The 22,359-nt window shown below is 44.1% G+C and carries 20 protein-coding genes; 7 read left to right on the top strand and 13 right to left on the bottom strand.

The window, feature by feature from the left end; translation table 11 throughout:
- Positions 1–8 precede the first annotated feature (8 nt).
- Positions 9–1,400, bottom strand: coding sequence for a PLP-dependent aminotransferase family protein (locus tag R7M92_RS17560; RefSeq protein WP_318133914.1), 1,392 nt, complete (start codon positions 1,398–1,400; stop codon positions 9–11).
- A gap of 259 nt (positions 1,401–1,659) precedes the next feature.
- Between R7M92_RS17560 and R7M92_RS17565 the strand changes: the two genes are divergently transcribed.
- The 3 genes from R7M92_RS17565 to R7M92_RS17575 all read left to right on the top strand — a co-directional run bounded on the left by R7M92_RS17565 (position 1,660) and on the right by R7M92_RS17575 (position 3,958).
- Positions 1,660–1,890, top strand: coding sequence for a hypothetical protein (locus R7M92_RS17565; protein ID WP_017636104.1), 231 nt, complete (start codon positions 1,660–1,662; stop codon positions 1,888–1,890).
- 245 nt (positions 1,891–2,135) lie between these two features.
- Positions 2,136–2,435 (top strand): hypothetical protein, encoded by a 300-nt coding sequence (locus R7M92_RS17570; RefSeq protein ID WP_005376885.1) that lies wholly within the window; start codon positions 2,136–2,138, stop codon positions 2,433–2,435.
- 332 nt (positions 2,436–2,767) lie between these two features.
- Positions 2,768–3,958 carry an amino acid aminotransferase gene (locus tag R7M92_RS17575; RefSeq protein WP_042522780.1) on the top strand — a complete coding sequence of 397 codons (1,191 nt, stop codon included), beginning with the start codon at positions 2,768–2,770 and terminating at the stop codon, positions 3,956–3,958.
- An 89-nt stretch (positions 3,959–4,047) separates the two neighbouring features.
- Here R7M92_RS17575 and R7M92_RS17580 read toward each other — a convergent pair whose 3' ends face one another.
- Positions 4,048–4,689, bottom strand: a complete 642-nt coding sequence (locus tag R7M92_RS17580) for an outer membrane beta-barrel protein (RefSeq protein ID WP_017820457.1) — start codon at positions 4,687–4,689, stop codon at positions 4,048–4,050.
- 314 nt (positions 4,690–5,003) lie between these two features.
- On the opposite strand from R7M92_RS17580, the gene R7M92_RS17585 reads away from it, so the two are divergent.
- Positions 5,004–6,893: a DUF294 nucleotidyltransferase-like domain-containing protein gene (locus R7M92_RS17585; protein WP_017636107.1), complete on the top strand. Its 1,890-nt coding sequence runs from the start codon at positions 5,004–5,006 to the stop codon at positions 6,891–6,893.
- Positions 6,894–6,901: 8 nt separating this feature from the next.
- Entirely contained in the window at positions 6,902–7,621 is a 720-nt protein-coding gene (locus R7M92_RS17590) for a 3'-5' exonuclease (protein WP_005376881.1), read from the top strand.
- A gap of 69 nt (positions 7,622–7,690) precedes the next feature.
- Here R7M92_RS17590 and R7M92_RS17595 read toward each other — a convergent pair whose 3' ends face one another.
- Together R7M92_RS17595 and R7M92_RS17600 are read right to left on the bottom strand one after the other, a co-directional pair.
- Positions 7,691–9,574, bottom strand: a complete 1,884-nt coding sequence (locus R7M92_RS17595; protein ID WP_005376880.1) for a methyl-accepting chemotaxis protein — start codon at positions 9,572–9,574, stop codon at positions 7,691–7,693.
- Between the two features lie 230 nt (positions 9,575–9,804).
- Positions 9,805–11,376 (bottom strand): BCCT family transporter, encoded by a 1,572-nt coding sequence (locus tag R7M92_RS17600; RefSeq protein ID WP_005376879.1) that lies wholly within the window; start codon positions 11,374–11,376, stop codon positions 9,805–9,807.
- Between the two features lie 387 nt (positions 11,377–11,763).
- Between R7M92_RS17600 and R7M92_RS17605 the strand changes: the two genes are divergently transcribed.
- Positions 11,764–12,240, top strand: coding sequence for a MarR family winged helix-turn-helix transcriptional regulator (locus tag R7M92_RS17605; protein ID WP_005376877.1), 477 nt, complete (start codon positions 11,764–11,766; stop codon positions 12,238–12,240).
- Positions 12,241–12,280: 40 nt separating this feature from the next.
- On the opposite strand, the gene R7M92_RS17610 is transcribed toward R7M92_RS17605, so the two are convergent.
- The 6 genes from R7M92_RS17610 to R7M92_RS17635 all read right to left on the bottom strand — a co-directional run bounded on the left by R7M92_RS17610 (position 12,281) and on the right by R7M92_RS17635 (position 18,283).
- Positions 12,281–12,919 (bottom strand): response regulator, encoded by a 639-nt coding sequence (locus tag R7M92_RS17610; RefSeq protein ID WP_005376875.1) that lies wholly within the window; start codon positions 12,917–12,919, stop codon positions 12,281–12,283.
- Positions 12,912–14,267, bottom strand: a complete 1,356-nt coding sequence (locus tag R7M92_RS17615; protein ID WP_053306569.1) for a cache domain-containing protein — start codon at positions 14,265–14,267, stop codon at positions 12,912–12,914. Before R7M92_RS17615 ends, R7M92_RS17610 begins: the two co-directional genes overlap by 8 nt.
- A 151-nt stretch (positions 14,268–14,418) precedes the next feature.
- Positions 14,419–15,705 (bottom strand): TRAP transporter large permease, encoded by a 1,287-nt coding sequence (locus tag R7M92_RS17620; protein WP_005376871.1) that lies wholly within the window; start codon positions 15,703–15,705, stop codon positions 14,419–14,421.
- Between the two features lie 12 nt (positions 15,706–15,717).
- Entirely contained in the window at positions 15,718–16,257 is a 540-nt protein-coding gene (locus tag R7M92_RS17625) for a TRAP transporter small permease subunit (protein WP_054574734.1), read from the bottom strand.
- A gap of 115 nt (positions 16,258–16,372) precedes the next feature.
- The gene (locus R7M92_RS17630) at positions 16,373–17,464 is read right to left on the bottom strand and encodes a TRAP transporter substrate-binding protein (RefSeq protein ID WP_017636112.1); all 1,092 of its coding nucleotides are present in this window, start codon (positions 17,462–17,464) and stop codon (positions 16,373–16,375) included.
- A gap of 414 nt (positions 17,465–17,878) precedes the next feature.
- Positions 17,879–18,283 (bottom strand): hypothetical protein, encoded by a 405-nt coding sequence (locus R7M92_RS17635; protein ID WP_005376863.1) that lies wholly within the window; start codon positions 18,281–18,283, stop codon positions 17,879–17,881.
- Positions 18,284–18,556: 273 nt separating this feature from the next.
- On the opposite strand from R7M92_RS17635, the gene R7M92_RS17640 reads away from it, so the two are divergent.
- On the top strand, positions 18,557–19,222 hold the full coding sequence (locus tag R7M92_RS17640; protein ID WP_005386825.1) for a DUF2982 domain-containing protein: 666 nt from the start codon (positions 18,557–18,559) through the stop codon (positions 19,220–19,222).
- A gap of 18 nt (positions 19,223–19,240) precedes the next feature.
- Here the strand turns inward: R7M92_RS17640 and R7M92_RS17645 are convergent, their stop codons facing one another.
- The 3 genes from R7M92_RS17645 to R7M92_RS17655 form a co-directional block, all read right to left on the bottom strand.
- Entirely contained in the window at positions 19,241–19,897 is a 657-nt protein-coding gene (locus tag R7M92_RS17645) for an MBL fold metallo-hydrolase (protein ID WP_005376855.1), read from the bottom strand.
- Between the two features lie 129 nt (positions 19,898–20,026).
- Positions 20,027–20,575: a DUF882 domain-containing protein gene (locus R7M92_RS17650; protein WP_031778936.1), complete on the bottom strand. Its 549-nt coding sequence runs from the start codon at positions 20,573–20,575 to the stop codon at positions 20,027–20,029.
- A gap of 166 nt (positions 20,576–20,741) precedes the next feature.
- Positions 20,742–22,283 (bottom strand): L,D-transpeptidase family protein, encoded by a 1,542-nt coding sequence (locus R7M92_RS17655; RefSeq protein WP_005376852.1) that lies wholly within the window; start codon positions 22,281–22,283, stop codon positions 20,742–20,744.
- Between the last annotated feature and the right edge of the window lie 76 nt (positions 22,284–22,359).

Raw genomic sequence — 22,359 nt, forward strand, 5'->3', positions numbered from 1 at the left:
ACAGTTGGCTAATGAAGTAATTCTCCGACCGTCTTCACGGCTTGTTCTAATTCATCATTTACAGGTAACGATGTATTAAGCCTCAGGTAGTTCTCATAATTTGGAGCGATAGAAAACAACTGACCAAATGCTACAGTGATGTTCGCTTCCAATAACTTCTGATAAATCGCTTTTCCGCACTTTGTTTTCGGCAGTTCTATCCAAAGAAAATAGCCGCCTTCCGGTTGCGTGTAACGAATCGATTGGGGAAAGTACTTATCAACCAGTTCAATAAACGACAATTGCCGCTGCTCAAGATTCTTTCGCAGTTTTCTAAGATGGCTATCATAACTATCGTTTTGCAAGTAATGCGCGATACCCTGCTGGATTGGTGCGCTGCCTGACAACGTCGAGATAAGTTGCAGCTTTTGAAGTTGCGCATTGAAGCGTTTATTTACCACCCAGCCCAACCTATAGCCAGGGCAAAGGCTTTTTGAAAATGATCCACAATGCAACACGCGCTCTTGTGTATCAAAAGCTTTAAGTGAGCTTGGCTTTTTTTCAGAAAAATAAAGCTCTGAATACACATCATCTTCGATCAAGTACACATCGTATTTATCAGCCAGTTCGACGATACGTTGCTTCTGCCCGTCACTTAATAAAGTTCCTGTTGGATTGTGAAAGTTAGTCATTAACCAACATGCGCGAACATCATTGTCGGCAAAAGTCGCTTCAATTTGATCCACTGAATGTCCAGTTAACGGATCCACCGTTATTTCTATCGCCTTTAGACCTAAACGTTCAATCGCTTGAAGTGCGCCATAAAACGTCGGTGATTCAACTACAACAGTATCTCCAGGCTGGGTCACGGCCTGAAGGCTCAAATTCAACGCTTCTAATGCGCCAGAAGTAACGACAATATCATCATGGGTAAACACCATACCTTGTTGGATGTACCGTTGAGCAATCAAACGGCGTAGAGACTCACAGCCCGGCGGCAAGTTATCCAATAACGTCTCTGCCCCCATCTTCCTGCCTGAGCTGGCTAGATTGCGGTTTAGCGCTTCTAATGGGAACAATGCAGGGTCTGGAAACGCGGAGCCAAACTTCACCGCATTCGGTGAGGCCTGATTTTTGAGGTAGTCGTAAAGTTCATCGTTGATGCTGGAGCGATAAACGGAAGTGGCTGGAGAACTCGGTTCGAAGCGGTCCAACTCCGCAGTCACAAAGTATCCAGACTGAGGTTTCGCTGCGACCCAACCTTGTGCTTCGAGCAGCTGATAAGCTTGTAATACCGTACCTGCGCTGACAGAATGGTTTCGGCTTGTTACACGCACTGATGGCAGCTTTTCCCCTGCTCTCCATGTATTTTGCTGAATCTGCGTTTTGAACAGCTCAGCCAGTTGACGGTATCGGTTCATGTTTCCCTCATTTCACTTACAGCCGCACCATAGCATACTTCGCGCCAGCATTCTGATATGGGAGTATTCAATTTAGCAACGTAATTTATCAAGCTTATCAATAGATATTTCAGCCACGAAGTGAGCGTTTATATCCCATACTTTGACCGTTACACACATATTGCCTCACATCTTTGCAATACCTAAAAGCCAAGGTTTTACGTTGGACTGAGTGCGTTAAACTCACTTCGAGCTACGGTCTTTAAATCAGGAGGAAGCGATGAAAGTTTTTACAATGGACGATCTCTCGTATCGCGGAAAACATAAAGGTGTACATAGTTGGGACCATCCTGGCAGTACCACCCCTTATTATTGGCATCCTGATTGGCTGCATATCGCTGAAGATGCTTTGGGTGAACACAAAAAGGCTGACCTTGAAGTCCCTGATGGAGAAACAGCGACAGAAGAGCATGCAAAAGCGGCGATTCTCAAACACTTGAATGACGAGTAGTTTAGGCTCTATCACCGTTCAAGAATAGCATTAGGTAGGCGAATCCATCGTCGTATGCTTTAAACACAGATAAAGCTAAAACCTGCCAAATAGTAAATTCTTCTGAATGAGAAGTACGCATCTTCTATGGCGCTCAAAGGGCAAAATAAGTCGATTGTTATCACATTAATTTTCATTACATCTGTTACATTTAAATAGTAATGGTGATGCACACCTCAACTCATGGATTATGAGAGAAAACAATAATGGCGAAATACAACGAAGAAGATATTAAATACAAAGGTGAATCCAACGGCGTACATTCTTGGAGCTCTCCTTCCGGCCAACCTTATTACTGGCACCCAGATTGGTTACACGTTGCGGAAGATGCGACGGGTACGCATCCGAAGCAAAAACTTGAAGTTGAAAAGACAGAAGTACCAACCGAAAAGCACGCATTAAAAGCGATCTTAAAGCATATGAACGACTGGGCGACTGAAAAACTTTCTTCTAACCCTGACATCGAAACCAATGCGGTTGAGTCGGAAATCAATCTGAAGAAATAACCCCAACCGATATCCATACTTCTAACAGTAAACGCTCCACCTTTGGTGGGGCGTTTTTGTCTCAACAAATCCTCACTAGACAACTATAAACGCGTTAACGCAAAGCACTGAATTGAAACGATTGGGATGTGTGCAAAACTTCTCCAACCATGGCATAAATGCCCTTCAAACTCTGTGCCTACCAAACGTTTTCATGGCAAAAACTTTAGTTATGTTAGAATTCTGTTTCAAATCGCAACTTTTTTAGGTTTTCTTTTCAGTAACGGTTGTAACCAATATTGCTGAAAGGTATAAATGTTAGCACACCCCTTCGATTAACATGGATGAAGATTATGTTTGAAAAAGTAGTTGCCGCTCCGGCTGACCCTATTCTTGGCCTTACTGAAGAGTTTAAAAAAGATGCTCGCGCAGACAAAATTAACCTTGGCGTAGGTATTTACAAAAACGAGCAAGGCGAAACTCCCGTTCTTGCGACAGTAAAGAAAGCTGAAGCAGCACTTGTTGAAACTGAAAAAACCAAATCTTACCTAACCATCGAAGGCACAGCAGAGTACGGCATTGCAGTGCAAAAACTGCTTTTCGGCTCTGATGCAGAAATTGTAAACGAAAAACGCGCTAAAACAGCTCAAGCTCCGGGTGGTACTGGTGCACTACGTGTTGCCGGCGAGTTCATTAAACGTCAACTAGGCGATGTAAAGATCTGGATCAGCAACCCTACATGGGCAAACCACAACGGCGTATTTACTGCTGCTGGTATCGAAACGGCACAATACAGCTACTACAATGCTGAAACAAAAGACAAAGACTTCGATGCGATGCTAAATGATCTGCAATCTGCATCTGAAGGCGACATCGTGCTTCTACACGGCTGCTGTCACAACCCTACAGGGATCGATCCTACGGCTGAAGAGTGGGAAACATTGGCGAAACTTATCGCAGAGAAGAAATTGCTTCCTCTGTTCGACTTCGCCTACCAAGGCTTTGCTAAAGGTGTGGAAGAAGATGCTGCAGGTCTTCGTACTTTTGCTAAATACAACAAAGAAATCCTAGTCGCGAGCTCTTTCTCGAAAAACTTTGGCCTATACAATGAACGCGTAGGTGCCTTCACGTTAGTAGCTGAGTCAGAAGAAGTCGCAACAACCGCATTTTCTCAAGTTAAAGCCATTATTCGCTCTATCTACTCTAACCCACCTGCACACGGCAGCGCTGTCGTGACTCACATTCTTGGCAACGCCGAAATGCGTGCGGAATGGGAAGCTGAAGTAGCAGAAATGCGTGACCGTATTCAAGAAATGCGTGAACTATTTGTAGCGACACTAAAAGCAGAGGGTGTGGACGCAGACTTTAGTTTCATCGAACGTCAAAATGGTATGTTCTCTTTCTCTGGTCTTTCTAAAGAGCAAGTTAACCGCCTTAAAGAAGAGTTCGGTATTTACATTGTCGGTTCTGGCCGAATCAGTGTTGCTGGTATGACGAAGTCAAATATGGGCCCTCTGTGTAAAGGCATTGCAGCGGTTTTATAATCGACTGTCGCATACTTTATTAAAAGGAAAGGTCAGCATAAGCTGACCTTTTTTGTTTTAACTTAACGCCAAAAACGAACCCGTCCGATCTAGTAGACAAACTTCAAACTCAGCCCTACTTCATTGACGTAATCTGAGCTTTCACCGCTGTAATCAGTATCTCTAAACTGATAAAAAAGACCAGTGCCGATGACTTTATGCCATTGGTAGTTAAGACCGATCTTAAAATTGTTCTCATCAACGATATCACTACGGTTCAACTCCACTTCAGCTGTCGCAATAAGCTTTTCACTTAGCAAGTAATTCACCCCAACAGTTACAGCTTGAATCAATTCGCTATCGGAAGACAACGTATTATCCGTTTTGTCGTCCGTCGCTTTCGCTTTGATTGCGCCTATTCCATATAGCCCGTAGATATCGAATTGCTCTGTAACTCCGTAGCGGTAACCACCACCAAACAAAAGGCGGTCAATGCGAAGAGTAAAATCATCCGGATGGAAAAACTGCGCTGAGTAATCAACATTAAACAACCAGTTCTCAGTAAACAAATAGTTACCACCGAGTCCAACTGTGGTCGCATTAGAGTTATCTAACCATTCTTCGTTTGTCGTTCCGGCACCAACATCCAAATGAATGTGTTCGTACCCAAATTTTTCTGCTTGGTCCATGACCGCTGCGCTTGATATCGCCGGCAAAGCAGCTAAAGAAACAAGCAATAAATTTCTCACCATTCGACTTCCTTTCATGAGAATTATCTAAACACTGTATTCCATCGCCTGAGCTACTTGGCTCAAGAAGAATAGCGTAATCTAAAGACGTGATAACGATCTGAAACAGCCAAAGATCTAATCAGTCATCACGAAGAAAACATATCGACGACGTCTTTTTCAATTGAGGTGGCCATATAGTAGTAAAAATGAAGCTCCCTTATCGTGCGATATGTCAGAATCTTATGACTGAGCACGAAAATCGCGGTTCAGATAAGACTCTGTTTTAAAACTAAGTTAAGATTACTTTATTATTTGCGAACTAAAAGGCGCCTTCGATGGATGCAGAACTTCTCGAGATTTACAACTTTCTCGCCAAGTATCCCCCGTTCAATGAACTCCCTGAAGAAACACTAAACAAGGTGACAGAGAGTGTCGAAATCTCGTACTACCGAGAAGATACCCCCATCATCCATTTTGGAGACTATATCCAAGATTTATACGTGGTGCGAAGCGGTGTTGTTGAAGTTTATCGACGCAAAGGTGAGCTTTATAACCGCCTTGACGAAGGTGACCTATTTGGCCAGATGGGCATGCTCACCAATAACAAAGTCCGCTTTCCGGTAAAAGCCATTGAGGATACCCTGCTCTACTGTATTCCTGGTGACATTTTCCAAGAAATTTACGATAACTTTGATTCCTTTGCGGATTTTGTTGAAGTTGAAAATAGCGCTCGTTTACGCCAAGCCATTTCAGAAAACAAAGACGCCAATGACCTGACGACGTCAAAAGTGAAAACCTTGCTGACTGGCGATGCTCATACGATTGATCGTGGTCAGACAATCCAGCAAGCCGCGCAGCAAATGGCGAATGACAACGTATCGGCTTTACTTATCGTCGACCCAGATTTCGTTCGTGACGAAGACGATCCACAGTCCCCAGTACTTGGTATCATTACTGACCGTGACTTGTGTACCCGTGTGTTAGCTGAAGGTTTGTCCCCACAGGACGATGTGTCCAGTGTGATGACCACGGAGGTCATGTCTCTTGACCACAACGCTTACATCTATGAAGCAATGTTAACGATGCTGCGTTACAACGTACATCACCTACCAGTGGTAAAAAACCAATTACCAATCGGTATTATCGAAACAACCGACATTGTTCGTTATGAATCTCAGAATTCGTTGTTGTTGGTGAGTAGTATTTTCCAACAACAGACTATCGAAGATTTAGCAGTTGTTGCCGAAGAAGTGAAAAGCAGCTTCGTGCGTTTGGTCAATGAAGATGCCAACTCTCACATGGTGGGTAGCGCGATGTCGGTCATTGGCCGAAGCTTCAAACAGCGTCTGCTAGAAATGGCAGAAGAAGAGCTTGGCCCACCGCCAATTCCTTATTGTTTCCTTGCACTTGGCTCAATGGGGCGAGATGAGCAACTGTTGGTAACTGACCAAGATAACGCCATCATTCTAGATGAAACTTATCAAGAAGAGAAACATGGTAAATACTTCGAAGCCCTAGCAAAATACGTCAGCGATGGGTTAGATGCCTGTGGCTACAAATATTGCACAGGCGATATTATGGCAACCAACCCACTGTGGCGCATGACTCGTTCAGAGTGGGAAGAGTGTTTTGCTGACTGGATTGATAACCCGAACCCGAAAGCACTACTCAACGCCTCCATCTTTTTCGACTTGGATGGCGTCTATGGCCGCTTAAAATGGGCAGAACAGTTAACTAGCTTTATTGTTCGTCGCGCTCGAAAGAACAACCGCTTCTTAGCGTGTTTGGCTCGTAACGCACTAAACAGAACACCACCTCTAGGCTTTTTTAAAGACTTCGTGATGGAAAAAGATGGCAGACACAACAACTCCATCAACCTCAAACGTCGCGGTACTGCTCCTCTGGTCGACTTAATTCGCGTTCACTCTCTGGCGGTTGGTTCACGTGCACAGAACTCGTTTGAGCGTCTTGACGACATTATTGATGCTGGCATTTTGCCAAAAGGTCGAGCACAAGACTTAAAAGACGCGTTAGAGTTTATTTCCATGGTGCGTATTCGTCACCAAGCGACGGATGTGGAACTAGGCATTGATCCTGATAACAATATCGAACCGGAAAACCTCTCTGAGTTTGAACGTCGCAACCTAAAGGATGCATTCCAGATCCTAAGCAATGGTCAAAATTTCCTTAAGTTCCGCTACCAAGCGAACAAGAGCTTTAAGTGAGGTTTAGCATGATTAAAAAGCTCTTTCAGAAGCCAACCATTCAGTGGCCAACGAAGTTTGAACAAAAGCTGGAGATGGCGAAAGATGAGAATTTAATTGCGTTTTATAGCAACAAGCCGCCTGCTCCAGAAACACCGTTATCTGAGGTAGAGTTCGTGGCGTTAGATTTCGAAACGACGGGTTTGAATCCTGAAAAACATGACATCATTACTATTGGTTTGGTGCCGTTTAACCTGAAGCGAATTTTCCTACGTAACTCGCGTCATTGGAAGGTACGTCCACAGCGTGCACTCGATGAAGATTCAGTCATTATACACGGTATTACTCACAGCGAATTGATCGATGCGCCTGACTTAGGCGATATCTTAAGCGAGCTGCTACCATGCTTAAGCGGGAAAATCATTGTTGTTCATTACCGTCGTATCGAGAGAGAGTTTCTGGATAAAGCGCTCAAAAGCCGTTTAGGGGAAGGTATTGAGTTTCCTGTTTTAGATACGCTGCACCTTGAAGAAACGATTCAACAGAAACGTTCAGGCTCTCTCTGGGAGCGTTTAAAAGGGAAAAAACCAGAATCGGTTCGGCTAGCACAATCTCGACGCCGTTATGGGCTGCCAGACTATACGCCTCACCATGCATTAACCGATGCAATTGCTACCGCAGAGTTACTGCAAGCGCAAATCGCCCATCATTACAGTGAAGAGCAACCCATCAGTGAGTTCTGGCTGTAGTATACTTCACGCTTAATAGCGATCAAAAAAGGAGCCAGATGGCTCCTTTTTACTTAGGTTGAGACAAGATTACAGCTTAAAGCGTTGAATCTCTTGTTCAAGTTCGTGTGATAGCTCAGACAGGTGAGCAGCTTGTTCTGCTGCTTGATGAGCTTCGACTGACAACTCGTTAGACACGTCACGAATACCTTCAGTGTTACGAGTGATCTCAGTGGTTACCGATGCTTGCTCTTCTGCTGCTGAAGCAATCTGCGTTGCCATATCACTGATACGCTCAACAGCAGTGTGGATTTGCGTCAAGCTCGCTGCAGCCGCATTGGCATCATCAACACTGGTATCAGCTAGACGACGACTGTCACCCATAATACCGACCGCTTTGGCTGTTGTGCCTTGTAGCATCTCGATAGTTTCTTGAATCTCTTGCGTTGAAGCATGAGTACGTTGGCTCAATACGCGGACTTCATCTGCAACCACAGCAAAACCACGGCCTTGCTCACCTGCACGTGCCGCTTCGATCGCCGCGTTAAGTGCAAGTAGGTTCGTTTGCTCTGCAATGCCTTGAATCGTTGATAGAATCGTATTGATGCTATTTCCGTGTGCTTCTAGCTCTTGAATCACATCAGTAGCAACTTGAACTTCTTGCGCTAAGTTCTGAATAGAGCCTTGCGTTTGAGTTACTTGGCTTGAACCGTGTGAACAAGCTTGAACCGCTTCTTCTGAGTTACTTGCCGTGCTATCAGCATTACCTGCAATTTCTTGTGTCGCTGCTGCCATTTCGTTCACGGCCGTCGCCACCATGTTGATTTCATCTTGCTGGTAAGAGATACGCTGACTACGCTCCTCAGCTTGCTGTGCTGTCGTGCGTGCTTGCTCTGAAAGCGCAGAAGATACGTGGCTAAGCTTAGTAACCATTGTGTGCATGTTGCCAACAAAACGGTTGAAGTTTTCCGCCAGTTTACCTACTTCATCATCACTGCGTGGTTCTAGGCGTTGCGTTAAGTCACCTTCACCAGATGCAATTTCTTCCAGTGCATTTGATACGCGGTTCAAGTCACGGAACAAGAAACCAACTAGCCAAGAAACTGCAAGAATAACCACAATCGTGATCGCCACAGCAGTAAACAATAGATCTCGTAGCAATACCGCATGACCTGCTTCTTCTGTTGCGCGATCCATTTCAATCGCAAACATCCAATGCGTACCAGGAACTTTATTGAAGTAGTAAAGCTTCTCTTTTCCTTTGATTACCGTATCTTCGATACGACCTTCATCGGCGGCGCGCTCAATTGCCTCTTCTGAAAAATCTTTTAGAACACTGGTGATAGGCTTAAGCGTCAAGCTTTTATCTGGATGCGCTAAGAAGGTGCCTTCATTCATGTCGATTAGCATCGCATGCGCGTTTTCACCTGCATCTAAGTTAATCACATCGCTGATAAGCTGATCGATCAGTACGTCCGCACCAACAACACCAACAAACTGACCATTTTTCATTACTGGCTCAGCAATGGTCACAAGTAGTGCATTCGTGATTGCGTCTTGATATGCGGCTGTGATGATTTGCTTACCCGCGGCATCAGCATCCTTGTACCAAGGACGTGTGCGAGGGTCATAATCAGCACGGTTACGCTCCGGATGAGAGCGGTACATATCACCGTTTGGTGTACCAAGGAAGATGTCATCGAAGCCACCAGCCTTGCGAGCTTGTTGTAGGAAAGGAACAACGTCTTGCTCGGTCGAGTAGTCGTTGAACGCAGTGGCAATATCTTTACGGATATTGACCCAATCAGAAATTCCCTCTGACGCAGTAGTACTAAGACTTTGCGCACGTGAATAGACACCTGAACGAGTCTGATCAAATAATTGACCAGCCGACAACCAAGTAAGTGCTGTTGCCATCACAACAACAGCAGAAAGGCTTGCGCCTATAAGCTTTTGTTTTAATGATAATTTCATATTTATAGTTTTTTGAGTTGGGAGAACAGTTAAGGTGCATGAATATTACACACTTTTTTACGACTATTCACTAATTTTTAAAAAACAAAATAGCACATTAACTCTTTGTAAAATATGAACTTTCATGTGTCATTTTTTTGTCTCGATCGTCATAAAAACCGCACAAAAAAAGCCAGCAAATTGCTGGCCTTTTGATTAATTGTTAGTAAACGGTTTTATAAAATGCCGAATTACTGACGCTCAGTTCGCATACCCATCAATAAGCTCACACACATTGCAAGCAGAATGAAGGTAAATGGCAGTGCTGTAGAAATGGCACCAGCCTGAAGAGCTTGAACCGCCTCGGAGCCACCAATCCATAGCAGAGCAACCGCAATTGCACCTTCCATGAATGCCCAGAAGACACGTTGAAGTACAGGTGCATCGACTTTACCACCTGCCGTGATACTGTCGATAACAAGTGAACCAGAGTCAGAAGACGTAATGAAGAACACAAGTACCAACACAACAGCGATGATAGAAAGCATGCTACCAAATGGAAGAACATCAAACATTTGGAACATAGCAAGTGATACGTCAGTCAAGCCATTTGTGCCCAGCTCACCTACTTTATCAACAACTTGCTCGATCGCCAGGCCACCAAATACAGACATCCAAACAACGGTAACCGCAGTTGGAACCAGCAGAACTGCTGTGATGAACTCGCGAACGGTACGGCCACGAGAAACACGCGCGATGAACATGCCTACGAATGGCGACCATGAAATCCACCAAGCCCAGTAGAACACTGTCCAGCCTTGGAACCAAGCTTCGTCCGTACGACCAAACGGGTTACTTAGTGGGATGATATTCTCTACATATGCCATAAGTGTGGTTGGAATCGAACCTAGGCTCGCCGCCCAACCGATAAGACCAACAAGGAGAAGTAGCAAGAACGCCACAACCATGTTGATGTTACTAATGACTTTAACACCACCATCGATGCCGCGTACGACTGAAACAACAGCAAGTAAAGTCACCACGGTAATAACGACGATTTGCAGACCTAGGCCTGGCTCAACACCAAATACGTGATGAATACCACTTGCTGCTTGCTGCGCACCTAGACCTAGGGATGTAGCAAGACCAAATAAAGTCGCAAGCACAGCCAGAATGTCCACAATGTGGCCAGCCCAACCCCATGCACGATCACCCAGAAGTGGGTAGAAGATCGAACGCATAGATAGCGGTAAACCTTTGTTGTAGGCAAAGAATGCTAAAGAAAGTGCTACAACACCGTAAATTGCCCATGGGTGAAGGCCCCAGTGGAACATCGTTGCACCCAGTGCCAATCTCGCGGCTTCTGGTGTATTTGCCTCAACACCAAGTGGCGTTTCATACCAACCGGTGAAGTAAGCGACAGGTTCTGCAACACTCCAGAACATTAAACCGATACCCATACCAGCTGCAAATAGCATTGCAAGCCATGACATAAACGAGTAATCGGCAACAGCGTCTTTACCACCTAGTCGGATCTTACCCATTGGTGAGACGATAAGCGCCAAACAGAAAATAACGAAAATGTTACCTGCAATAATGAACAACCAATCGAATGAACCAATAATTTTCCACTTCAGCCCATCAAGTGCCGTCTTTGCGGTATGTGCATCTAGAACTAATGCAGCGACAAGAAACAGCGCAATTAAACCTGCACTAATACCAAAAACTGGGTTATGAACATCAAAACCCCATTTTTGAACGTTGTCCTGACCTACCGTATAGTCGGTACTATCGATACTGTACTTATCTATACCCTTTGTCATCGTTCCTCTCTATTTTTGTAGTGTTTTTACGTACCAAACAAAAAAATCTTTCGAACACGATACGTTTTGCATTCCGTGAAGGCGCAAGATCCTATCATTTGACACGTTTTTGTCTATCTTTTTGCTATTAAAAAATCCAATAACTTACTTTTCACTGTGTGGTTACGGCCTTTGATAGAACAAATCACTACTACAATAGTTAGACCACAAACATTTATTGCTATAATAATTTTAGCTCTTCTTATTTTGTCGAAAAGGCGCGACAAAATGGTATTGAGGACACGGCGTAAAATTGTAGAGGTAATTTTTGATTTCCCCCCTTTAAATAAGGGCGCATTTAAGTTAGTGTCGCCTCGATAAATGTTCCCTACAGACTGGATGAATAAATTGGAAAAGTACGAAGAAGTATTGGTCTCGATTCGTCAGATCATCCGCGCTATTGATTTACATTCTAAAAAGCTGAGCAAAGAGTCTGGATTGACTGCTCCACAGTTGATTTTGATGCGCGCTATCAATGACTTAGATAACGTGACGATTAAACAGTTGTCTAGCCACACTAACATGAGCCAAGCGACCGCAACGACCATTCTAGATAGACTAGAACGAGGCCAGTTTGTTGAGCGTCAGCGCAGTGTTCAAGACAAGCGTAAAGTGCATGCTGTACTTACGAGCAAGGGCCAAGAAGCCTTAAAACAAGCACCAACGCCGCTGCAAGAGCACTTCATTAATCGATTCCAAAAATTGGAAGAATGGGAGCAATCCCTTCTACTATCTTCCGTTCAACGCATCTCGACGATGATGAATGCAGAGGACATCGATGTTGCTCCAATGCTAGAGCTTGGTAGCATTACCAAAGCCGATTAGTTTCGCTCCCACGTGCTCGCTTTTTGCGGGCACTACTCTCCTACTCAGTCAACCCAGTTTCAAACGCATATTTTGCTAACTCTGCCGTCGAATGTAAGTCCAACTTGTGCTTAATGTTATGGCGATGCGTCTCTACCGTTCGATAACTAATATTGAGTAAAGTGGCGATTTTCTTGCTGCTGTTTCCTTGAGCAACTAATTTAAGTACCGCTTCTTCCCTGCGGCTGAGAGGATTCGTTTTTTGCGTGGCAGGCACCACTTCTTGGGTAAAGAGTGTTTGTGTGACGGATTCACAGAAATACGTCGAGCCTTGGTTCACCGTTTTTATTGCTTGCACCATTTTCTCGGCCGAGATTTCCTTGAGCATATATCCTACGGCACCAGCTTGCATGACCTTCATGATGTACTCGCGATTATCGTGCATGGTCAACATAAGTATTTTGCTCTCTGGGCGAGCTTCTTTAATCACACCAGTCGCTTCAATACCGTTCATTATTGGCATGCTGATATCCATCAATATGACGTCCGGTTGCAAGTGCTTTGCGACCTCTATCGCTTCCAAACCATTACTTGCTGTACCCACCACTTCGATGTCAGGCTCTAACTCCAAACGAGCCATGAAGCCATCCAATACCACTTGATGATCATCGACAATCACTACACTAATCGGTTTATCCATAAACTATTTCATCCAAATTAAGCAGCACGGTAATCTCTGTTCCCAAGCCAAGCTCACTCATTAGCTCAAATTCACCACCGATGAACTCTACACGCTCTTGCATGTTCCTTAACCCAATCCCTTGTTGGTGCACTGCATGGTTAACCACAAATCCAAGCCCATCGTCACGTATGAGTAATTGCAGCATATTGCCCATTTTTTGCAAAGTAACCGTTACTTTTTTCGCTCGCGCATGTTTTTCAATGTTATTCAAAGACTCCTGAGCGACGCGATATAGTGTCGTTGCGACTTCCGAAGTCAGTTTATGCTGCTGAGTATCGAAATTGCTCTCGATATCAATCCCGGAATGGGAATGAAAGTCCTGTAGCAAGGTCGTCAGTGCTGCTTCTAAACCGATATCATCGAGGGCGCTTGGACGGAGCTGATGAGAAATATGCCGCACCTCGTTTATCGCGGTAACGAGCGATCGTTGTGATTTATCTAAGTGGGATTTGAGTTTTTCGTCTTCCAGTCTATGACTCATTAAGTCTAAATGACATTTACTGGAGACTAACAACTGATTGATTCCATCGTGCAGTTCTCGCGCTAAATGCTTTTTCTCATCTTCTTGGAACATCACGGTTTTATGTGCCAGTTCTTTCAGGTTCTTATCAGCGAGGCGATGCTCGTGCAGATTGATCGCCAAAGTGAGAACAATGATTACAGCAACGGTCACCGCTAAGATCACGACGACTGAGAAAAATGTCGTTTCGATATTTTTGTTCACCGCCGCGCGCATATTGGCGACTTCTCGGCTTACATCCTCAATATACAGCCCAGTCCCTATCATCCATTCCCACTTATCGAGCCATGCAGCGTAACTAAGCTTAGGGACAACTTCACCCGTAGATGGCTTTTGCCACAGGTACTGATGAAATCCACCACCAGATTGCGCTTGATACAATAAAGCTTCGATTAAGCGATCGCCATTTTCGTCTTCAAGATAGAGTAAGTTTTCCCCGACAAGCTCCGGAAGAACTGGGTGTACAAGGTTGGTACCATATTTATCATAAGCAAAAAAATAGCCGTCCGACCCATAACTCAAACGATTTAAAATCGCTTTCACACGCGTTTTGGCAACACTCTCTTCTAAAGTCGGATCGTTGTAGATGTAAGAAATGGAGTCAAAAGCGACGTCGACCGTATCTTTCAGCGCCGCTTCTTTTGATTGGATCAGGTTTTGATGAAAGATCTCTACCTCCCTTTTGCCAAGGGTCTTGGTTTGATAGATAGAGATCCAGCTGATACTCGCTGACACCAATACCACGGGTATCAGTGTCAGCAGAATTAACTTTGCTTTGAGAGGCATCCCTTCCCTCCATGAAACGCTGCCTTTACAGCTTACTATCTTAGCAGTACAAACGAATCGATTGTGTCTGCATAGACATAATTAACAGCTTAACAACTTGTCTCAAAAGGTAAAAACTCTCAGTTCACAAAATCTCTTTATTATCGAGTGATTAACTCATACCGTAAAAACCTGGGAAAAACAGCAAAGACGCCAACACAACAATCTGAATCGCGATGAATGGCATCACACCTTTGTAGATATCTCGCGTAGTAACCCCTGCTGGAGCGACACCTTTTAGATAGAACAAACTAAAGCCAAATGGCGGTGTGAGGAACGACGTCTGTAAGTTCATCGCAATAAGAATCGCAAACCACGTCATATTAATGCCCATCAATTCAGCGACTGGCGCAATAATTGGCACGATGATAAAACAGATTTCAACGAAGTCGATAAAGAAACCTAAAATCAGAATCACCACCATGGTAATAATAAGGAATCCCCACTTTTCACCCGGCAGTTCTAACATCCACTCTTCAACTAAATAATCACCACCAGTGTAGGTAAATGCCATTGAAAAGGCGGTCGCACCAAGTAAGATCGCAAAGACCATTGCGGTTACTTTAACTGTCTCTTTTGATGCATCATAAATCATCGACCAACTAAACTGTTTATACAATAGTGATAAAATTATCGCACCTGCACCGCCCAGTGCCGCTGACTCTGTTGGTGTTGCAATCCCTGCAAAGATGGAGCCCAATACCACGATGATCAATGCTAAAGGTGGCAATACAGCTTTCAGTGCGGTGAGCACTTCTTGTTTACGACTGATCGACTCATCGCGCTCTATCGCCTGTGCGGCTTGAGGGTTCAACTTCGCGTAGATGAGAATATAGATCACATAGGCGCCAACAAGTGTAATACCGGGCCAGATCGCAGCTTGAAATAGGTCCCCTACCGGTACGCCAAGTACATCACCCAACAAGATCAACACGATAGAAGGTGGGATAATTTGGCCCAACGTGCCAGACGCACAAATAGTCCCACACGCTAAACCTTTGTCGTAATTGTACTTGAGCATCACAGGAAGAGATATTAAGCCCATCGCAACAACTGATGCGCCTACCACACCCGTTGAAGCCGCAAGCAATGCGCCAACTAACACGGTAGAAATAGCGATACCACCGCGAACGCCACCGAACAAACGCCCCATTGATTCTAGTAGCTGTTCAGCAAGCTTCGTTTTCTGTAGCACTAGCCCCATAAAAACGAACAGCGGTACGGCCATTAGCACCGTATTTTCCATAATGGACTGAATTCGATATGGCATAAAAGCAAACATCTCGATGCCTTCAGCCCAAACACCAAAAATCAGCGCGATACCACCAAAAGTAAAGGCAACGGGAAATCCCAATAGAAGCGCAAAGAGCGCAACAAAAAACATCACTATACCGATCATAATGACTTCCTTTTACGACTTACCGTTATTACCGGCATAGATGAGATGAGGGTTGACAATTTTGTTGATTGAATGAAGTAACAATCCAATACCACTCACCGCCATAAAGAAAAATGACAGCGGAATCATCGCTTTGATAATCCAACGATATGGTAAGCCACCTGGGTCACCAGACGTCTCGCCTAACGCGTAACTTTCCTTAGCGAAATCAACACCAAACCAAGCTACCAGTAGGCAAAAAGGGACTAAGAAAAATAGTGTGCCTATGATGTCGATGATGGATTGTGCTTTGTAAGATAAGCGTTCATAAAAAATGTCGACGCGAACATGGCCACCGGACTTAATTGCGTAAGGCACACCAAGCAAGAACACGGCAGAGAATAGATGCCATTCCATTTCTTGGAATGCGATAGACACATCATTAAACACGTAACGCATGACAACGTCGTACACAACGTTTGCTAACAACAAAATAAACAGGATGCTGGATAACCATCCGAGGAAATCGCTAAAGCGGTTAAATAATCGCTCAATATAAATAAGACTTCTCATTCCGAACTCCGTGGAACGTTTAGATGCGCTCCGCTATGGTGCGGAGCATTCATTATGAAGTTTTCTTGGGCTTCGATAGCAGGCTAAACCTCTCGGCATCGCCTGCTTCATAACGTTATTGTTGAGCTTGACTGTTTAAGTACGCTCGGTGCGAAATATCTGACCATGGTCGAACTTGATTCATATAGTTCGCTTGCGACTCTTGAATCTCTTTCGCCAAAGCATCTTTTTCTGCATGTTCTTTCAACAAACGATCGTTTGCTTCTCGCAACGCAGCTACTACTTCAGGTGGGAAATCTTTTACTTCAACATTTGGGTATTCAGACTTAATAGATGCCCAGTTTTTGCCACTTTCGTGTTTCGATTGCGTGTACATATCGTAAGCGGCCGTTTTCATGGCTACTTGCAAAATCGCTTTTAGGTCATCAGGTAGACGATTCCAGGTACGCTTGTTAACGAGGAACTGAAGCTCAGTCGCTGGCTCATGCCAACCTGTGTAGTAGTAAGGCGCGATTTTGTGGAAGCCCATACGTAGATCCAGCGATGGACCAACCCATTCCAAGGCATCAATTGTGCGACGCTCTAGAGAAGTATATAGCTCACCAGGGGCGATATTCGTTGGCTTGGCACCTAACTCAGCCAAAATCTCACCAGCAAACCCTGGGATACGCATTTTCAAACCCTGTAAGTCCTCGACGGACTTGATCTCTTTTTGGAACCACCCGCCCATCTGAGTATCGGTATTACCGCCAGGGAAAGACATCAAGTTATGTGGAGAGTACACTTTTTCCATCAGCTCCATACCACCGCCGTAGTAAAACCATGCATACTGCTCAGTTGGCAACATACCGAAGGGCATAGAAGTGAAGTAAAGTGTGTTTGGAACCTTACCCTTCCAGTAATAAGACGCTGAGTGCCCCATGTCATACTGACCCGACTTAACCATATCAAACACCCCAAAAGGCGCTTTATGCTTGTTTGCGGAATCAATGCGGATTTGCAAACGTCCGTTGGACATCTCTTCCGCCATTTTGGCCATGTTTTTTGTGGTATCACCAAAAATTGGGAAATTAGGCCCCCAAGTTTCAGCAAGCTTTAAACGATAGACTTTTTCAGCAGCGTTTACAGAAGTCGCTGCGAGTGCCATCGCGGCAGCGACAGCGGTTGTTTTGAGCACTCGTTTTAAAGATTTTTGGATTAGACTCATCGTTCACGTCCTTTATCACCAAGGTTATTGTTGTCATCCATTTCATTAGGATTGGCTGTATTCGGTATAAAAGATGTAACAATGTTGTCTAATGCGAAATGGGCATGAACACGGAAGCGAGTAATTCATCAATAAGGCATTAGCCTAAGGTATTACGTACAAGTACGTAGGACAACCGTCATGACAAAAGACTGTTAATAGCAAAATCAATAAATTATATTTTTATCTATGAATAAAAATAAAAGACAATACGTACGTATTTTTCTGCCAAAAAATTTACATAGTATTTAAGAAAATGTGACAAACCACTTATTGGCAGTGTTAAAGTCAGTACTTAATGCATTATTTCCAATACCAAGATAAAAAAATACCTCGGCATCGGCCGAGGTATTCAATCTAGAACGGTAGCGGTAATTAAACTGCTTTGTAGATAACTTTGTTACCTGCTAACTGCTCTTTTTGAACTAGGTTTTCTTCAAGAAGCTTCTTTAGTGCGCCAGTAGCCCATGATGCCGCTTTAGTATCTTCTTGACCTGCAGCTAGACCGATGCCTTTAGGGTTAATACCTTCAGCATTCGCCATAACGATGTCTAATACTTGTTGTTGCTTAGGAGTAAGGGCAACATCAACTGTTTTCACTGCAGCTACTTTTTTATCAGCTACTACTTTCTCCGCAACAGCTTTTTCAGCAACAGAAGGTGCTACTGCTTTTTCCGCAACAGGCTTCACTGCTTTAGGTGCTGCAGCTAAGTTTGCTACTGTCGCTTTAATGCGTTTTTGCAGTTTCATCTGCACTTTACGCTTATGAGCAAGTCTCATTGAATATTTCTCCAGTTCACTGCATCTCAGCAGGGATGAAAATTTGAAGCGCGTTTTATACCAAAATTCACAAGCAATTTGTAGGTTTTAGCGGCGAAACGCGATGAAAAATGCGCTCAAAGCATAGAACGTCTACTATTTAATCAGATATTTTATGAACGGATTTATTGAATACTGGGTATAAAAACAGAGGTTTGTTTTATTTTAAATGCAAATCAATGCACATAAAGCTACCCACTTATTTTTGGACAAGTATTCGATGAGGTTATAAGCATGGAAACGCTGCACCTAACAAATTCACATTTCAAACCCGACTCCCCTATCAACAGAATACTTTTGTTGCTTGTTGCACTCATCACTTTGTTTTTGGTTGCCATTTCTCCGGGATGGAAGCAAGCCATGTTGTCGGTCATTTTGATGTCTGCAATCGTTGGTTTCGCCATCTTGATGATTAAGAAAAGCCAAGTCACTTTTACGCTGACAGCTTCTCACTTTCAGCAACACCTTTTTAAAGGAGGTTGGGTCGTCCGATGGCGAAATATTGAGTCAATCGGTATTTGTAGCTACCAACAGGAAGGGTGGCACCAACCGCTACCTTGGATCGGTATTCGTCTAAAACACTACTCGCCCTACTTAAATTCAATCTGCCCTCGTATAGCGACAGAAATTCTCCTCAGCCAGCGAGCACTGCTTTACTTAGGCGCGAAACAAAATCAGTGTGAAGATAAGTTTGAGGATATAGTGCTTGACCCTAAACCGTATATAAACAGAGATGGGATTGAGTACAAAGGTTTGTTAGCGATGCTCGCCAACCGGATGAAGTATCAGAGAGGCTTTTATGGCTACGATCTATTTATATCAGCAAGTGATCTAGATCGTGAGGCTGAGGATTTTGTGGGACTGACTCGGCGATACTTAGCTGCCGCCGAGCCAGAATAATGCTTAGTACACGCACTTTTAGTAAAGCGGCATCTCGTCAGCAACGAACGGGTTAGTTTTACGCTCATGACCGAAAGTCGATTGAGGGCCGTGACCAGGGACAAACGTGACATCATTGCCTAAAGGCCACAATTTCTCTTTGATAGAACTAATCAACGTATTGAAATCACCTTGTGGGAAGTCAGTTCGACCAATGCTACCGTTAAACAAAACGTCACCCACAAACGCTAAACGCGCTTCTTCACTGTAAAGCACAACGTGACCAGGTGTATGACCAGGTGTGTGGAATACGTTCAGCACTTGATTACCAAAAGTGACAGTGTCACCTTCATTTAGCCATTGGTGCGGTTCAAACGCTTCTGTCAGCGGGAAACCAAACATTTGGCTCTGACCTTCCAAACCTTGCAACCAGAAGTTATCTGCCTTGTGAGGACCAACAATCTCTGTACCGCCAAGCAGTGCAGACAGCGGTTCCGTGCCACCTACGTGGTCCAAGTGACCGTGTGTTAGCACTAGGTTTACCACGTCAACACCCAGCTCTTTGATAAGCATAGCGAGCTGCTTTTCATCGCCGCCTGGGTCAACCACAATACCTTTCATGGTTTCGTCACACCAGACAATAGAACAGTTTTGAGAGAAAGATGTTACTGGAACAACTTGGTATTTCAGAGCCATAGATAACCTATACCGAATAAATTTGCATGAAAACTGCCGCAACTATGACACTAAGGCCTAGCGACTTCAAGCTTTGAACTGTGGGTAATCGACGACGTTCTGAGACTAGAAACCTTGTCTCAACTAGCACTACCAGGAACGAACAGCTCCCGTATCGATATGAACAAAGTTACTACCTGGATAATAACCCACGCCACCGGCTTTTAGGCTTAATGCAGCATCACGAACCGTTGAAAGCTTCACGCCGTCTAAACGAAAATCAATGGCCTTTCCTTCCATGTGCATGCTCTTTTTCGCTACACGAGAAGACCCGTTGCGCAGCGAGGCGTTAGTGGCAGGAGAACGGTAACCTGAAATGACGATCACCTCTGCTTCTGTACCAATTAACTTTTGAATTTGGCTTATTTGATCGAACAAGCGTCGATCCATCGGATGAACCTCATTCCGTCGATGGTCTCGACAAAACTCATTCAGCCTTTGAAGTTCATCATTAATGTATCGTTTTCCATCGAAATAGCATGTTTCGAGGATCTCTCCAGTATTAAGATTGTTCATCGCCAGCGCACGTGGCTCGTCAGGGAGTGAAGCCCAAGAAAATGATGGCAGGGCAGACGCCAACACCACACCACCAGCGGTCATTTTAAGGAAATCTCGGCGGGAAAAGTTACGACTTACCATTTCAAAATACAGTGCTCAACAACTAGACAAGTCGTGGACATTAACCAAACACATTTGTCACGTCAAATGCATAAAACGCTCCATCTTGATTTTCAGATGCAGTAATTATTGCTTAATTATTGAACGAAAAGAGAATTCTTCGTTTTGTAAATTTTCCTTAAAGATTTCAACTGCGGTGATCGTACTTATAGATATCATCACGGTAGTAAAGCGTTCCCTCTTCCAACCATGCTGTTTGATAAATGATGTGTACTTGAATGCGCTCTCCCAAAGGAACTGACGTGTTAGACCGACGAGAACTTTCTCGCTTTTTCGCTAAACGTTCTTCCAACCCCTGAGTTTTGAACAGAAGTTCTGCTAACTGGTCTGCATGTTCTACACGAACACATCCTGAGCTGAATGCGCGTCTGTCCTGTTCAAACAAGTTCTTACTTGGCGTGTCATGCAAATAAATAGCTTGTGGGTTAGGCATATTGAACTTGTACAATCCCAGTGCATTTTGTAAGCCCGACGCCTGTCGCATACGATAAGGAAATGTTCTCGGATTCACCGTTGCCCAATTGATGGTTGTAGGGTCAATAATTTCGTTCGAAGTCCAAGACCGAATGATTTGAATGTTATGGTTAATCAAATACATCGGATTACGTTTTACTTTAGGAATAATGTCTTTAACCATGATAGTCCAAGGCACGTTCCAAGTTGGGTTGAGAATAACTGAATCCAGTGCTACCGACATGATGGGCGTTTTTCTTGATGCTCTCCCTACCACAACTTTAGACTCAAACAAGGGTTGACCATCATGCCAATACGTGACTTCGTATCCAGGCACGTTAACAAAGACAACATTATCCCTTTCTTTCGACCAAATTCTTGAACGCTCAGAATTCAACGCCAGCAGATGCAATCGCTCTTGAGGAGAAAAGTTGATCCATCGAATGGTATTCGGGCCGATAACGCCATCTTCTTTCAAACCATGAATACGCTGGAACTCTTTTATCGCAAGCTCTAATTGTTCGTCATATTCTTCAGTGACTAAATCCAAGTAAGAAACATCTACGCCTACGATCTCCATTCGCTCAATCAATAGGGGTCTGTTTTCTAATATATCGCCAACACGTGCTAGCCCAGTTTGTTGATAGGCAGGATATTGGTACTGAGAATGTTCCGATAGCGAAGAATAGGCGGAGTAGAAAGCATCATCTGTTTGTAATGGAGACCGGAGACTTGCCAAAAACTGACCAAGTTTGCCAACCGTAATCTCATTACTCAGAACCGATAAAGTATCGATGCTAGGAGCGGGTAACGTAACATGGGCTTTGTCTGTAAATAGCCAATTAATCCCTTCTTCGGGGAGTTGCTCAAGATAACTAAGGTACATCAAGAGTGAATCTGTCATCACTAAATCGAAGTCGAGATTATCTCCCTGCCACCTTACTTGGTTTATCCGGTGAAGTTGATTTTCGAATTCATCGGTGACATCCGCAAGTGCAACCAGGTTTACTTGAAAAAGAAACTGCTCAATATCACTTTCATTTTCCCAGTTCAAACGGTAATTGGTGCTTTGATACAGTTGATCAATCACCTCTGGATAATGGATCATTTTTTCTACAGACAGCTTTTGTACCGCTCCCTCTTGCTCGACTTGCGCTGAAGCTTCGAGAGAAACGACGGTGGAAAAGCTGCAAAACGGCACCAGAAGTGCCGTCATGATTAAAACCCTAGCAAACACTGAAATGATCCTTGCGCTACTTGCCATAATAAAAAGTATGGCAAATATCTCACAG

This window comes from Vibrio sp. Vb2880 (genome assembly GCF_033337975.1).
Classification (GTDB): domain Bacteria; phylum Pseudomonadota; class Gammaproteobacteria; order Enterobacterales; family Vibrionaceae; genus Vibrio; species Vibrio alginolyticus.

What these genes read in the sequence shown, in the direction of transcription:
- R7M92_RS17575 (WP_042522780.1), top strand. Translation starts at nt 2,768, where the DNA reads ATGTTTGAAAAAGTAGTTGCCGCTCCGGCTGACCCTATTCTTGGCCTT.
- R7M92_RS17620 (WP_005376871.1), bottom strand. Translation starts at nt 15,705, where the DNA reads ATGATCGGTATAGTGATGTTTTTTGTTGCGCTCTTTGCGCTTCTATTG.
- R7M92_RS17655 (WP_005376852.1), bottom strand. Translation starts at nt 22,283, where the DNA reads ATGACGGCACTTCTGGTGCCGTTTTGCAGCTTTTCCACCGTCGTTTCT.
- R7M92_RS17580 (WP_017820457.1), bottom strand. Translation starts at nt 4,689, where the DNA reads ATGGTGAGAAATTTATTGCTTGTTTCTTTAGCTGCTTTGCCGGCGATA.
- R7M92_RS17565 (WP_017636104.1), top strand. Translation starts at nt 1,660, where the DNA reads ATGAAAGTTTTTACAATGGACGATCTCTCGTATCGCGGAAAACATAAA.
- R7M92_RS17645 (WP_005376855.1), bottom strand. Translation starts at nt 19,897, where the DNA reads ATGGCTCTGAAATACCAAGTTGTTCCAGTAACATCTTTCTCTCAAAAC.
- R7M92_RS17640 (WP_005386825.1), top strand. Translation starts at nt 18,557, where the DNA reads ATGGAAACGCTGCACCTAACAAATTCACATTTCAAACCCGACTCCCCT.
- R7M92_RS17595 (WP_005376880.1), bottom strand. Translation starts at nt 9,574, where the DNA reads ATGAAATTATCATTAAAACAAAAGCTTATAGGCGCAAGCCTTTCTGCT.
- R7M92_RS17635 (WP_005376863.1), bottom strand. Translation starts at nt 18,283, where the DNA reads ATGAGACTTGCTCATAAGCGTAAAGTGCAGATGAAACTGCAAAAACGC.
- R7M92_RS17590 (WP_005376881.1), top strand. Translation starts at nt 6,902, where the DNA reads ATGATTAAAAAGCTCTTTCAGAAGCCAACCATTCAGTGGCCAACGAAG.
- R7M92_RS17585 (WP_017636107.1), top strand. Translation starts at nt 5,004, where the DNA reads ATGGATGCAGAACTTCTCGAGATTTACAACTTTCTCGCCAAGTATCCC.
- R7M92_RS17600 (WP_005376879.1), bottom strand. Translation starts at nt 11,376, where the DNA reads ATGACAAAGGGTATAGATAAGTACAGTATCGATAGTACCGACTATACG.
- R7M92_RS17560 (WP_318133914.1), bottom strand. Translation starts at nt 1,400, where the DNA reads ATGAACCGATACCGTCAACTGGCTGAGCTGTTCAAAACGCAGATTCAG.
- R7M92_RS17630 (WP_017636112.1), bottom strand. Translation starts at nt 17,464, where the DNA reads ATGAGTCTAATCCAAAAATCTTTAAAACGAGTGCTCAAAACAACCGCT.
- R7M92_RS17615 (WP_053306569.1), bottom strand. Translation starts at nt 14,267, where the DNA reads ATGCCTCTCAAAGCAAAGTTAATTCTGCTGACACTGATACCCGTGGTA.
- R7M92_RS17625 (WP_054574734.1), bottom strand. Translation starts at nt 16,257, where the DNA reads ATGAGAAGTCTTATTTATATTGAGCGATTATTTAACCGCTTTAGCGAT.
- R7M92_RS17570 (WP_005376885.1), top strand. Translation starts at nt 2,136, where the DNA reads ATGGCGAAATACAACGAAGAAGATATTAAATACAAAGGTGAATCCAAC.
- R7M92_RS17610 (WP_005376875.1), bottom strand. Translation starts at nt 12,919, where the DNA reads ATGGATAAACCGATTAGTGTAGTGATTGTCGATGATCATCAAGTGGTA.
- R7M92_RS17650 (WP_031778936.1), bottom strand. Translation starts at nt 20,575, where the DNA reads ATGGTAAGTCGTAACTTTTCCCGCCGAGATTTCCTTAAAATGACCGCT.